This window comes from Moorena sp. SIO3E8, assembly GCF_010692445.1.
Classification (GTDB): Bacteria; Cyanobacteriota; Cyanobacteriia; order Cyanobacteriales; family Coleofasciculaceae; genus Moorena; species Moorena bouillonii.
Map to the genome: position 1 here is coordinate 93912 of NZ_JAAHHM010000023.1, position 12904 is coordinate 106815.

Here is a 12904-nt window from a genome sequence, read left to right on the forward strand (position 1 = left end):
TGGCCAATTAAATTCGCCAAGGTCAAGAACACCTATGCTGTTAATGGTGTTAGATTGCTGATAATAGCTGAGCAGAATTTTAGAATAACTGTTAATTGTACTACACTATGGGTTTTGTGTTTCAGTTTACTCTTAATATATGGAAGTGTCCAGACAACTTGGCAGGATTTTCCCTTTGAGCACTCTGGGTCTATTTATCAGCTAGAAGAATAAAATAGATAAATCAGTCTACGATTGTAGGCCAGTGGTAACTCTAACTAGTTATGCTTTAGGAAAAATTTATAATTTATCGTATTATTTTTTTTTAGTGCTAAATAATTCCAACTGGCATCAAGTTTCAAATTTATATTTGAGGGAATCGGGAATCGGGAATCGGGAATCGGGAATCGGGAATCGGGAATCGGGAATCGGGAATAGTAATACTATTTGATTATTTGAATACACTTAAAATTAATTTATATAAATTACGATATTTTTTTTAATGTTAATATGTTTCAGGTAAACCTCGTTGAAAAATGACATATTAAAAACAAAAAAACCTAAAAAAAATCAAAATTGTTTGTCTTTACTATTGCCTCTTGTTTATTGCATTAGTTAATTTTTTTTATAGTAAAAAAAATAGAATATACTTTACCACTCCTAAATAAATTGTGATAAGAATTGTTCCCTGTTCCCTGTTCCCTGTTCCCTGTTCCCTTTGATATTGATTTATCAGACATTGCCAGGGAGATGAATATCCAAATCTGTCATCAAGGTGCTTAAGGATATTTGGCGCAAACGAGCTAATTCTGCCATGGCTTCGACACGTTTAGCTTCGATGGTTTCCACTTGATCACTTAAAGCCAAAAGTTCGCTATACTGATCAGGTGTCAGCATCTCCATTCTTCGTTTTTGAATCAGTTCATCGTAGCGGTTTTGAATGTTTGCTGGTATACCTTGATTAATAGTAATTAGCAACCTAGCCTGATCTGAAGAAAGACTGGGGGCTTTGCGTTGTGCCTGGAGAGATATGATGTATGCTCCAACGTTCTCGAGTTCAGATAAACTGAGTTGTTCAACAGCTCTAAGTAACTGCTCTTGACATCTCCCCCGGCTGAAGCACGGGGGATTCTACAATGTTGCTACGTGGCAGCGGTTTTCCCGTGCCACTATCGGCTTTCGCCGACGCTACGCGAACGCTTCTTGTTCGATATGATTTTTTAAGAGAATTAAAAATATCATATCGATGTGGAAGTGTCAAAGCTCCCCTACCTGCCTTGGTTAGATCAAGACCTAACTGTACAGCTACTTTCCTGGCAATGTTTCCAGCACCATTACAATCAGCATTCACCAGGTATCCTTTAGAAGACTTGTACAAACCACGCCTTACTCTTTTGCCGGAAGGTTTCCATCCACTGGGTTTTTCACCGTGTTTAGGTAATGAATCCTCATCCAAGAAAGACGCTTTGCTAGTATAAGATTCCTCTGTTACCGTTAATTTTATGCCGTACTCAGGGCATAGTTGTTCGAGTCTGTTGATTAATCTTTTTGTGGGTATAACCACAAAGTTTTGGTTACCCCGTTTCCCCATTATTGAGCCATTTTTCTGTCTTTCATTCCAACCAATTACTATATTGCCGATTCCATCAGTAAGACAGCGATTAATAATAAATCTAGCTGCTTTATTGATGCTATCCCGCATTTGATTATTACGCTTCCGTTGAACTCTATCAAGGTTTGTATCCCAGTAAAAATCAGGCTTTCCTGTTTTGTGCTTTGATACTAACCTGGCGTATCCCTGGTTCATGGACTTGAGCTTGCGACCATCAATTATCAGGCTTTTACCTTTAGTTGAAACTCCGGTCAACCAATTAGTTCCACCATGATCGAAACTCCAAGCCTGAGAGTAATCTAGGTTGGGATTGTTTTTGACTGGCTGCTTACCATCCTCAATAACCCAGTCAATCCATAGCTGTCCATAACATGGCCGAATTGTTACTTCTTTTACCCAGTCTGGATCTATAAACTCGGGAGCCTCCAAAGTGATTTCAGTGAGCAACTCAGGTTTACTCTCTTTACTTATTGACGGATAAAATAATCCATTCTTGTAATTAAGAGCTTGTCTTGGAAAAGTAACAGCGGCTAGACCACCTTTCTTTCTGTACCTAAGAAGTCTTGGTTTATCAACTTGACCCTTGTAGTACAAACCCACCAATTGGTTATAGCTTGTGATTGACTCAGCCACTGTCTTGAGAGTCTGTTGTGCTGACTGAGCGGCCATTGCCTTATAGTTAGGACTTTCCTTTAACTCCCTGCAAAGTTCAGCATACTTGATACTGCATTTATAAGTTTTCCAGCCTTGTCGCAGTAAATCATCTCTCCAATATGTTGTATAAGCTTCTGGTTGCTGTCTTAACCAGTCATAATGCTTTTGTCTTGAGTAGTAAACAGCAGAATTAAACAGATTATTTGCTTGTTGACACTGAAATTCCCAGAATACTTCCTCTTCATCTGAAAAGTTAGCTTTAACTGGGACAGTCTTGTACACTTGTTGCCTACTCAATCTTTTTTTAGAATATATCTAGTATAGACGCCGATTATAGATATGTCAACAAAAAATAAACGAAAAACTAAGAAAAGAATGCGGGGGTTTCCCGTACATCATAATGAACTTAAAAAAAACCTACATTTTGGCTGACCGGGGCTGCGTGGAAGTGGCTTCAATTATCAGCTAAGGATCCAGATACCAGCGTTGGGGAGTTCGTATAAAATATGATTATATCTGAAATGAATAAAGACTAAAGGAACACTTTAAGGGGGTAAACCCCGTCTCTCCGTTTCACCCCCGGTCATTAGACACAGGGCTCTCACGTTTCAGGATGTTTTGGTAGGATAGATGAGATTCGACTTTAATATTTACCATTGGTTGTTGTCGATTTTAGCGCTAATTAAATTATAAAAAATTAAATTATAAAAAAATAGGAGCGAAGCATTGGGATAATGCTAAACACTCCAAGCTAGATTTTTTGTTTAAATGTTTCGCGATAATTAGAATAAAAAACCCCTAGGTGCGCTTTCCGTTGGCGAATTAAATTCGCCACGGGTCGCACCTTTTGATAATCCAGTCATTGGTTAGGGTAGGAAAGTTTATCGACGCGCGACCTAAGGGTCGAAACAACCCTTAGGTACACTAAAAAACTTAATCAGCAGTGACTGGTAATTGGGTTTTTCCAGAAAGCAAGGCTTTGGTGGTTGATTCTCCTGCTTGTCGCAATTGTCTTCCTAGCTGTACGTTCAATAACGTTAGGGCTAGGGACTGACCAATGATGGCCAAGAAAACACTACTTGCAGTAGCATGCTGCAAACTAGTCCAATGGAATGCGGAAAATAGCCATAAAGCAGGAGTCTCATAGGGATCCATCGACCCAATCGAGAAAAGGATGGGGGGTAAGAGAATCAATCCTCCTACTGTGATCACTGCACCAGCGGCTCGCTTCTTTGCTTTCATCAACAGCATCAACTGAGCAACTGTGGCGTAAATCATGATAATACTGCTATTGAGCAACAGTGCGAACAGGGCAGGTATCTTGTACTCATTGGCAGGCCAAAGTAGGATCCATGGCAGCAACATGGCAGATGCGATCGCACAATTTATTGCCACTGCCACCACAGCTGGACTTTTGTCACCCCAGATTAAGTCAGCTATCACCCCTCCTTTTTTGCGGAAAGTCCGATCCTGATGTCGGTAACGAGCCCAATCTTGTAAGCTTTGTCGATGGGGACTCAAAGCAGCAATCAGAGCTAAAAACAGCACCAGGTTGAACACCAGCAGCATCTGTGAATTCTCCTCCAAGCCATGGGTATAACCACGCCAGTTTTTGACTTGAGGGTTGAGGGCAAATCCTAAAATCACTGCTTGCAAGCTAGCGGTCAGCCAGTAACTCTGTTGCTTGTTAATCAGGGTAGCTTTAGGGTTATGGAAGCAACGATTTAGCCCTTGCCCAAGCCAGTAGCTGCCAACACCGTAGTTGAGGATAATAAAACCAGCCATAGTCCAGAAACTAGCACCGATATGGATACCAAACCAGCGCAAATCTTGGAAACTACGGTGATAAGTAGAAATCCTACTCCCATCAAAGGAATTAGAATCAATCAGGTACGGTAAGACAATGGTGGGATTAAACAACGTTAGCCAGTCGGCTGGGTAATGGCTGACACCACTGTCATGAATCACCATGGTCGTGATCCACAAAAAGATGAGTACAGCACCAGAACCTAACCAAGCTTGGAAACCTCCTAGAGATCTGCTAACTAAGCCAAATAGTAGCGCCATACTATAGCAAAATAGGCAACTGGTACCGAGAACGGTGTAAAATCCTAAAAGCTCAAGCAAATGGATTTGACCAGCAACAGCTGCCCAAAAATGCAATGGTAGGGCAAAAGCAACTGCTAGATAAAGCAATGCTGGTACCCCCAGTAGTTTGCCACCTAGGATGCTCCGGCTTGACTGAGGTGTAAGCCGCAGAAAGTTCAAGGTGCCACGACTTTCTTCTTTAGAGAGGTCACTGATTAGCATATAGGTGCCAACCACCAACAAGCTGAAGATACCGATAATACTCAGCCAGACAAATACATCTTGCCACCACAGAGACCAGTTAATCTCAAAACCTCCGAAGCCATCTGGTAGGCAAGTAAGGTTGGAATAGTCTTTGACACCAGTGCAATATCGGTTATAAATGGTACGATCACCATCAGCCACTGGTAGCTGACTTCCAAAACCGATCAGCATCACCAACTGACCAACCAAGGATATTGCCACTGTAATCAGGACATTCCGCTGTTTGAAACTCCCTTTGAGTTCTCGAAACACCTGGGGATTCAATTCCCCAAGTTGGTTAACTAAATTATTAAGTGCCATATCGCTATTAGTCTCCTTTTACTCGCCATGTGATGAGGCAGCTATGATCGAGCTATGATGCTTGCTGATGACCTAATTTAAGGAAAATTGTTTCTAAGTCTTCTTGAGAGCACTGGAATTCTGTCAAGGGAATCCCAGCATTAACCAGCGATCGCAATAGCTGTGCACAATCCTCTTGACCTCCTGAAAAATGAATCCGCATCCGACCTGGTTCTGGTAATATCTCCCAGTCTTCTACAAGGGGATTATTTTTCAATTCCCCTTTAACTACATCCAGCTGACCTAGGCTTGACAACAAAATTTGCTGGCGACCAAGACGCTGGTAAAACTCATCTAGGGGTGCGCTTTCTACCAGATACCCTAATTCCATGATGCCTACTGAGCTACACAGTTGGGCTAAATCACTCAAGACATGGGAGGAAATTAGAATGGTCATCCCCGCTTCTTGGAGAACCTTAATAATTTCCCGAAACTTCATTCTAGCAATGGGGTCAAGACCAGAGACTGGCTCATCCAGCAGCAGTAAAATCGGTTCATGAATGATAGTGCGAGCCAGGCTAAGGCGCTGTTTCATCCCCCGGGAGAGGGTAGAAATCAAACTATTACGCTTGTTGGTTAATTCAATCAGTTCCAGAACATCGTATAAGCGTTGTCGGCGTTTTGAGCCTCGTAATTTATATAGACGTGCGAAGTAGTCTAGGTAGTCCCAAACCGTCAAATCTTCATAGAGGGGAAAATCATCAGGTAGATAACCTAAACGCTGTTTTAGCCTAGGATTGCTTTGATCTCTTAGCAAACGCTGACCATTGATGTAAATCTCACCAGTAGTCGGTTCTTCCGCTGCAGCTAACATCCGGATCAGGGTGGTTTTCCCAGCACCATTCGGTCCAATTAAGCCGTAAACTTCACCGCTTTCCACTTGCAAATCTACCTCATGTACAGCCACATGGCGGTCGAATTGCTTCGTGAGTCCACGGATATCAATAGCCAGTTCTTTTACCATCAGAGTCTGGTTTTAGCTGTTTAATTTGCCTAAGACTAAGGTCTTTCTAAGCCAATAAAGGACAAGACCAAAGCCTCCTCTTGGTGGGCGTTACCTAGCGCTTTCAAAAAGGGCGGGGTCGCACCACAAAGGGAAATTCATAGTTTCGCTTAACCCATTAAGAATTAAATTCGCTACGGGTCGCACCTGATGTTGGTTTTTTCTCCAGCCTAGCGCTTTCTTGTTGATCTATGGGTTGACCTAGGGCGGTTGAGCTTGGGTAGAATTATTTTAATTATTGATTTTTATCAGTTATCGCTAGCTTAGGGATTCGTTCCGGACTGTTACCTTGTTGCGAGGTCTGAGTCTATCAGTTACATCGGTGACATCCCTTAACCTATCCCTTGCCAGCTCTGCTGAACAAAAAATTACCCTGAGATACCGGCCAGATGCTATAGTATCGAACGCTATAACTTATACCCACGACACCTCATACTTGAGCATCGACCAAACTAACTATGACTTATTCCTACCGCATTACCCTGCTACCTGGTGACGGGATTGGCCCAGAAATCATGGCAGTAGCTGTAGATGTGTTGAACTTTGTTGGCAAGCGATTCGATATTAATTTTAAATTTACTGAAGCCCTAATCGGTGGCGTAGCTATTGATGCTACTAATGAACCCCTACCTACTGATACGCTAGAACTATGTCGCAATAGTGATGCCGTTTTACTCGCTGCCATTGGGGGTTACAAGTGGGATAATCTGCCGCGCCACCAACGACCAGAAACGGGATTGTTGGGATTAAGAGCAGGGTTAGGGTTGTTTGCTAATCTACGACCAGCGACAATATTCCCCCAACTGATTGATGCCTCGACCTTGAAACGAAACGTGGTTGAAGGGGTGGATATTATGGTGGTTAGAGAACTCACTGGTGGCATCTACTTTGGACAACCTAAAGGGATTTTTTCTCAGGAAACTGGCGAGAAACGGGGAGTCAATACTATGGCTTACACCGAAGCCGAAATTGACCGCATTGCTAGAGTAGGGTTTGAAACGGCTAAAAAACGCGGTGGTAAACTTTGTTCAGTGGATAAAGCTAATGTGTTGGATGTCTCCCAGTTGTGGCGCGATCGCATTACAACCCTAGCAGCGGAATATCCTGATGTGGAACTGTCTCACCTATATGTGGATAATGCTGCTATGCAATTGGTCAGAGCTCCGAAACAATTTGATACCATCGTTACTGGTAATATGTTCGGGGATATTTTATCCGATGCTGCTGCTATGCTTACCGGTAGTATTGGCATGTTACCCTCTGCTAGTTTAAGCGAATCTAACCCTGGAGTCTTTGAACCCGTTCATGGCTCAGCTCCAGATATTGCTGGTCAAGATAAAGCCAATCCCCTAGCGATGGTACTCAGTGCTGCGATGATGTTACGTTATGGCTTAGACCAGCCTGAAGCAGCAGATTGCATTGAACAAGCAGTTGTCAAGGTTTTAGATAAAGGCGATCGCACAGGAGATATCATCTCAGAAGGCATGAATCTCTTAGGTTGTCGGGCTATGGGAGATTCCCTAATTGAGTGCTTAGAGCAATCTTGATTGTAAGCCTATGCGCTACTTGAGGTGCTGCTTGAGGTGCCGTGAGCCTTTGGCTCACGCTTGGCCTTTGGCTTCGACCCTGGGAGGTAGCCCATAGGCTGATTACTAACCGCTGATTACTAACCGCTGATTACTGACCGCTGATTACTGACCGCTGATAGCTTACTCTTGATTTTATCGGGTAAACCTGCTGAAGCGTGAGAATAACTCAGGAAAATCCGTTGGTTTCCTCTGGTTAATCAGTGCCCTTTTGCCGAAATACTCCCTTGCCGTAAGGGCGTGATTGCATTAAAGTCAAACTGAAATAATAGGGTAAAAAGTGTGGTGTATACATCACAGCAAAGACAAGAAAACTACCAAACTCGGATTGAGCTACCGAAGCTGATAGACCCTACGGTTTTGAGAGCAGCTAAGCATATATACCAGGTTTACTACGAAGTTCATCCATACCAAGATGAACAGCCATCTGGTGTAGCCATTGACAAATATACCCTCAGAGGAAAGTTAATCTTTAGTGATAAACCTATCCTTCTACCAACTGAATGCTTTGTGCCTTTGAGTCAACTAGAAGGAGACTTTTATTAATAAATATTAAGAAAATCGGTCATTGGTCTTAGTTCTATGGTAGGAACCAATAGCAATTAGGAAGTGACACAGGATATGGTGGGATTATCCACTGCCTTGACAAGGTCGATAGTTTTCGCAATAGTTTTCGCTAGTGGTGCATCTATTGGCAGTTTTCTCAATGTAGTCGTTTACCGACTACCTGCTGGTTTATCCATCCTTTGGCCCCCCTCCCGCTGTCCCCATTGTCTGCATAAGCTGGGCAAGGGAGAGAATGTGCCGGTAATGGGCTGGCTGTGCTTAAAAGGACGTTGCCGTCACTGTAATACCAAGATTTCCAGCCGCTATCCCCTAGTAGAGGCCATAACCGGTGTACTGTTTTTACTCGTTTTCTGGATGTATGGTTGGGGTTGGCAAACCGTAGGGTATTGGGCGTTTTTGAGCTGGCTGTTGACTCTAGCTCTGATTGATATCGATACTATGACCCTACCGAATTCCCTAACTCAGTCTGGATTAGTGGCTGGTTTAGTATTTCAAGGAACTACTGGTTTTTTGCAGGGGTCTCAACCCATAGCAATAATTCCTCAATTAATGACTGGGGTGGTAGGTGCAGTGCTAGGGATTTGGTTGTTTGACCTGATTGCTTTTGGGGGTTCGATTGCCTTTGGTCAATCCGCTATGGGGGGAGGAGATGCTAAACTAGCGGCGATGATGGGAGCTTGGTTAGGTTGGAAGTATTTGCTCTTGGCTAGTTTCATCGCTTGTGGTGTAGGGGCTTTTGCTGGTGGCGCAGCCATTGCCCTGGGTTGGATGAATCGCAAACAGCCAATGCCATTTGGTCCTTTTCTAGCCTTGGGAGCAGGATTGACTCTACTGTGGGGTAAATTAATAGTGTCCACTTACCTAGAACTATTTTTTCCATTGAGTTAAACATTATCGGTTGAAGAATGCTCCATCTAGGTTTTAGGGAGTAGGGAGTAGGGAGTAGGGAGTAGGGAAGTCAGAAAAGGGATCCCCCCTAACCCCCCTTAATAAGGGGGGAACGGAAGTGGGAAAAAATCCTTTGTACCTCATTGCTATGAGAAACACTATATAACAGTAAACCTATAACAGTAAACCTATAACAGTAAACCTATAACAGTAAACCTATAACAGTTAATTTACTATCTTAATCTTAACTATAACTAACTATCAATTATAAAGCATAACCTACAAATATAAATAGAACTATATAGCGTTACTTATAATTATTATGAGGTAAATTATATGAGGTAAATTAAATTTTAATCAACGCCACTCCCGACTCCTGACTCCCTAAAACCTAAGACGAAAGTCCCTCACCCACTTGATAAATGCTATATAGATAGATGAAATTGAACGGCTCTGAAAAATCTTTGGAATCCTATTGGTATAGCAATCCGTGTAGGAATTCTGATAATTATTGATCCGAAGTTCCCAGATCCGCTGTTCCCTGTTCCCTTTGCTATATTAGCCTGTGTCTTGGATAACAATCAGAACTACCAATCTTCGCTGGGAAGCCGAGCTGATGCAGCAGGTGCTAGCCGCTCATGATATTCCAAGTCGCATTCTTGATATTGGGATCATGTCTTATTTAGGTGCAGGTAGCCCTGCGGCTTTACAAGTTCGCTCACCAGATCAATGGACAGCCTTACTGTTGTTGAGTTCCCCAGAAGAAGAGCAGGCAGGACAATCATAAAAATCAGACTATAGCTAAAAAAATTTAGATAGTACGTTAACTTAATAATTTTTATGTCTCTATTCGATTGGTTTGCAAATAGACGAAAAATTGAACCAAGCCCTAAACAACCCCAAGAACGGGAGATTGCTGATGGGCTATGGAAAAAGTGTGAAGCTTGCGGAGTGCTCTCCTACGCCAGAGACCTGCAAGCTAATCAAATGGTTTGCACTGAATGTGAGCATCATATGCGAGTCCCTAGTGATGAGCGGATCCGCCAGCTGATTGACCCCCAAACCTGGATCTCACTGGATGAACACCTACATCCGACGGATCCCCTGAAGTTTTGCGATCGCAAATCCTATAGTGATCGTTTGCGAGACAGCCAAGAAAAAACTAAGCTCACAGATGCCGTACAAACCGGCACCGGTAAGCTAGAGAATTTGCCGATTGCTTTGGGAGTGATGGACTTCCGGTTCATGGGCGGTAGTATGGGTTCGGTAGTTGGGGAAAAACTGACTCGTTTGATAGAACAAGGAACTAAGCAACAGGTACCCGTTATAATCGTTTGTGCATCTGGTGGAGCCAGAATGCAGGAGGGGATGTTAAGCCTGATGCAAATGGCCAAAATCTCTGGTGCCTTGGAACGCCATCGTCAAGCCAGACTACTCTACATTCCAGTGCTTACTCATCCTACCACTGGTGGGGTGACCGCCAGTTTTGCCATGTTAGGGGATATTATTATAGCGGAACCGAAGGCATTAATTGGATTTGCTGGACGACGAGTGATTGAGCAGACCCTAAGAGAAAAGCTACCCGATAATTTCCAGACCTCTGAATATTTGCTAGAGCATGGCTTTGTTGATGCCATTGTATCTCGCACCCAGTTGAAAAAAACCCTAGCCCAGCTGATTCGCCTCCATCAACCCCAGGCTACTATACCGGTAGCGGTTTCCCTGCCAGAAGCAGTAGTGACTTCGGAGCTGGGAGTAGGGAGTAGGGAGTAGGGAGTGTGGGAAGTGTGGGGAGATGGGGAGATGGGGAGATGGGGAGATGGGGAGTCAGATGGTTTGATAATATTCCGTCTTGCCTCTTGCTAGCATGCCTATTGCCTCTTGCCTCTTGCCCCCACAACTCCCACACTCCCCCTGTTCCTTAGTTATGATCGCGTTTAATTATCATGGGCTTTGCAGACCTGTCAATTGTGGAAATTGCTGCCGAGTATGACCTTCGAGTAGAAGAGGTATTCGATCTATGCCAGCAGTTGGGCATTGCTTACAAAAATCAAGACACCCATCTGCCTCTAGAAGATGCGAAGGCTATTATATTAAAGATTTTGTCTCAAACAAAGGGCAATGGCTAATTGGTAATCGGTAATACCTGAGTTCGATAGTCGTGATTGGTTGACTCGGATCCCCCTCAGCGAGAGAATGTGCAGGGAATCAGTTAATGCTGTGCATGAAAAAATCCCATATGAGCCACATTTTTATTAGAGGAGAATCAAAAATGAAGCGATTTATATTGCTGATCACGGCAACCCTATTCTTTGCCTTTCAAATTGCAGTGGGCAGTTCAGCAGCCCTTGACCTGTCTAAAGAGCTCCGCACCGTACCTTCCAATGAAGCAGGTAAGATGGTGGAGATGAGTAACGAAGAAATCGTTAAAGGCTTACGCCTGTTTAACGCTAAATGTTCTCAATGTCACAAGGGGGGTTACACTAAAACTGACCCTAACGTTAGTCTTGGTGCTGAGGACTTAGAATTGGCAACACCACCCCGTGATAACCTGGATGGTATCATAGACTATCTGAACAATCCTACTACCTACGACGGGGAAATAGAGATCGCTGAATTTCATCCAAGCACTAAGAGTGCTGATGTTTTTCCGTATATGAGGAATGTCTCCCAAGATGACCTCCGTAATATGGCTGGTTATATTCTCTATGAGATCAACCAGAGACCCGACACCTGGGGTTGTGGTAAGGTCTGTAACTAATTACGTTTGTTTGTACAGAGGTTAGGAAGCAGCTAGCGAAAGGCTTTATGCTTATTTAAGCAGCAAGGGCAGAGGCTTTTTCTTTTGGCAGTTACGGGTTAGGGCTTAGGGCTTAGGGGTTAACCAAAATCAATAACCCTAGCTTCTTTAACTAGACCTGATTCGCTAATAGAAGAAGCCGCTGCCCTGTTGCTCAATCAGTACATATCACTTTACATACTCAATGCTCCGTAGATTATTAGACTTCTTTGAGAAGTTGGGAACAGTGGACAACAATTCACGGGAAAAGTATCAAAAAACTACTTTCGCAAGAGGTCTATTCGTATCAATCCGTTATTTGCTAGTGGTTCTGGTGTTCTGCCTAGGGACATGGACGGTTAGTTCACCAGCTGAGGCTGCGGTTAACCAATATGTCAGGCGCTACCTAGATGTGGCAGAACCTGTAGCGATTGCTGTAGATGGCAAGGGAGAGACTAAGCTGTTTAATGGCGAAGACTTGTCTGTTGGTATAAAATTGTTTTCCCAAAATTGCCAGATGTGTCATGTGGGAGGAACTAATCTTATTGATCCCACCGTGTCTCTATCTCTGAAGAGACTAGCTAAGGCAACACCACCTCGAGATAATCTCAATGGTTTCATTGCTTTTATGAGGCAACCGAAGACCTATGATGGTAAAGATGATAGCTTCTCGTGCCGCAAAGTCCGAGAGAGTTGGATACCACAGGAGGAAATCGAGAAATTAGCGGCATTTGTGATCAGAGCCGCACAGAAAGGACCAGGATGGGGCAGTGAGGATTTATTTTAAGCCTACTGGTTGACACCTATACAGGGAATCGGGAATCGGGAATCGGGAATCGGGAATCGGGAATCGGGAATCGGGAACAGCGGATCTCGGAACAGGGAATAGCAATAATATTTGATTCTCTCTTGATGCAGTCGTTCATGGGGGAAACCCCATGAACGACTGCATAGCTTTCAATACTGAAATTGATTGTTATCACTTCCGACACTCCTGACTCCCGACTCCCGACTCTCGACTCCCGACTCCCGACTCCCGACTCCCGACTCTCGACTCCCGACTCCCGACTCCCGACTCCCGACTCCCGACTCCCGACTCCCTAAAACTTAGTTAATAATCACCTGATCGAATCTCTTCATTAGCT

The 12904-nt window shown here is 43.6% G+C and carries 15 protein-coding genes; 10 read left to right on the forward strand and 5 right to left on the reverse strand.

The genetic code is table 11. The features are described 5' to 3' along the window. Window positions 1–711: 711 nt before the first annotated feature. From F6K46_RS12940 to F6K46_RS12955, 4 genes are all read right to left on the reverse strand, one after another. Window positions 712–957, reverse strand: a complete 246-nt coding sequence (locus tag F6K46_RS12940) for a hypothetical protein (protein ID WP_293052938.1) — start codon at window positions 955–957, stop codon at window positions 712–714. Window positions 958–1063: 106 nt separating this feature from the next. Beyond that, entirely contained in the window at window positions 1064–2527 is a 1464-nt protein-coding gene (locus F6K46_RS12945; RefSeq protein ID WP_293052941.1) for a transposase, read from the reverse strand. 651 nt (window positions 2528–3178) lie between these two features. Beyond that, window positions 3179–4897, reverse strand: a complete 1719-nt coding sequence (locus tag F6K46_RS12950; protein WP_293052944.1) for an ABC transporter permease subunit — start codon at window positions 4895–4897, stop codon at window positions 3179–3181. Window positions 4898–4949: 52 nt separating this feature from the next. After that, window positions 4950–5900 carry an ABC transporter ATP-binding protein gene (locus F6K46_RS12955; protein WP_293052946.1) on the reverse strand — a complete coding sequence of 317 codons (951 nt, stop codon included), beginning with the start codon at window positions 5898–5900 and terminating at the stop codon, window positions 4950–4952. Between the two features lie 497 nt (window positions 5901–6397). Between F6K46_RS12955 and leuB the strand changes: the two genes are divergently transcribed. The 9 genes from leuB (at window position 6398) to psbV2 (ending at window position 12546) form a co-directional block, all read left to right on the forward strand. Further along, the gene (leuB, locus tag F6K46_RS12960; protein WP_293019303.1) at window positions 6398–7486 is read left to right on the forward strand and encodes a 3-isopropylmalate dehydrogenase; all 1089 of its coding nucleotides are present in this window, start codon (window positions 6398–6400) and stop codon (window positions 7484–7486) included. A gap of 321 nt (window positions 7487–7807) precedes the next feature. Next, the gene (locus tag F6K46_RS12965) at window positions 7808–8071 is read left to right on the forward strand and encodes a hypothetical protein (protein ID WP_365974096.1); all 264 of its coding nucleotides are present in this window, start codon (window positions 7808–7810) and stop codon (window positions 8069–8071) included. A gap of 75 nt (window positions 8072–8146) precedes the next feature. Beyond that, complete coding sequence (locus F6K46_RS12970; protein WP_293053107.1) at window positions 8147–8980, forward strand: A24 family peptidase; 834 nt, start codon at window positions 8147–8149, stop codon at window positions 8978–8980. 565 nt (window positions 8981–9545) lie between these two features. Next, window positions 9546–9767 carry a hypothetical protein gene (locus tag F6K46_RS12975; protein WP_009149933.1) on the forward strand — a complete coding sequence of 74 codons (222 nt, stop codon included), beginning with the start codon at window positions 9546–9548 and terminating at the stop codon, window positions 9765–9767. A 53-nt stretch (window positions 9768–9820) separates the two neighbouring features. Continuing rightward, window positions 9821–10753, forward strand: coding sequence for an acetyl-CoA carboxylase, carboxyltransferase subunit beta (accD, locus tag F6K46_RS12980; protein WP_293052954.1), 933 nt, complete (start codon window positions 9821–9823; stop codon window positions 10751–10753). 14 nt (window positions 10754–10767) lie between these two features. Beyond that, the gene (locus tag F6K46_RS12985) at window positions 10768–10905 is read left to right on the forward strand and encodes a hypothetical protein (RefSeq protein WP_293052957.1); all 138 of its coding nucleotides are present in this window, start codon (window positions 10768–10770) and stop codon (window positions 10903–10905) included. Between the two features lie 21 nt (window positions 10906–10926). Continuing rightward, entirely contained in the window at window positions 10927–11109 is a 183-nt protein-coding gene (locus F6K46_RS12990; protein WP_293052960.1) for a translation initiation factor IF-2, read from the forward strand. Window positions 11110–11252: 143 nt separating this feature from the next. Continuing rightward, on the forward strand, window positions 11253–11741 hold the full coding sequence (psbV, locus tag F6K46_RS12995) for a photosystem II cytochrome c-550 (protein ID WP_293052963.1): 489 nt from the start codon (window positions 11253–11255) through the stop codon (window positions 11739–11741). 223 nt (window positions 11742–11964) lie between these two features. Next, window positions 11965–12546 (forward strand): photosystem II cytochrome PsbV2, encoded by a 582-nt coding sequence (psbV2, locus tag F6K46_RS13000; RefSeq protein ID WP_293052966.1) that lies wholly within the window; start codon window positions 11965–11967, stop codon window positions 12544–12546. Window positions 12547–12562: 16 nt separating this feature from the next. Here psbV2 and F6K46_RS13005 read toward each other — a convergent pair whose 3' ends face one another. Then, window positions 12563–12742, reverse strand: coding sequence for a hypothetical protein (locus F6K46_RS13005; RefSeq protein ID WP_293052969.1), 180 nt, complete (start codon window positions 12740–12742; stop codon window positions 12563–12565). Between F6K46_RS13005 and F6K46_RS13010 the strand changes: the two genes are divergently transcribed. Then, the gene (locus F6K46_RS13010) at window positions 12733–12870 is read left to right on the forward strand and encodes a hypothetical protein (protein ID WP_293052972.1); all 138 of its coding nucleotides are present in this window, start codon (window positions 12733–12735) and stop codon (window positions 12868–12870) included. The genes F6K46_RS13005 and F6K46_RS13010 overlap by 10 nt on opposite strands. Window positions 12871–12904: the final 34 nt, after the last annotated feature.

Bases quoted from the DNA above. Each gene is read 5' to 3' on its own strand.
- F6K46_RS12950 (WP_293052944.1), bottom strand. From the start codon at position 4,897: ATGGCACTTAATAATTTAGTTAACCAACTTGGGGAATTGAATCCCCAG.
- F6K46_RS12955 (WP_293052946.1), bottom strand. From the start codon at position 5,900: ATGGTAAAAGAACTGGCTATTGATATCCGTGGACTCACGAAGCAATTC.
- leuB (WP_293019303.1), top strand. From the start codon at position 6,398: ATGACTTATTCCTACCGCATTACCCTGCTACCTGGTGACGGGATTGGC.
- F6K46_RS12970 (WP_293053107.1), top strand. From the start codon at position 8,147: ATGGTGGGATTATCCACTGCCTTGACAAGGTCGATAGTTTTCGCAATA.
- accD (WP_293052954.1), top strand. From the start codon at position 9,821: ATGTCTCTATTCGATTGGTTTGCAAATAGACGAAAAATTGAACCAAGC.
- F6K46_RS12990 (WP_293052960.1), top strand. From the start codon at position 10,927: ATGGGCTTTGCAGACCTGTCAATTGTGGAAATTGCTGCCGAGTATGAC.
- psbV (WP_293052963.1), top strand. From the start codon at position 11,253: ATGAAGCGATTTATATTGCTGATCACGGCAACCCTATTCTTTGCCTTT.
- psbV2 (WP_293052966.1), top strand. From the start codon at position 11,965: ATGCTCCGTAGATTATTAGACTTCTTTGAGAAGTTGGGAACAGTGGAC.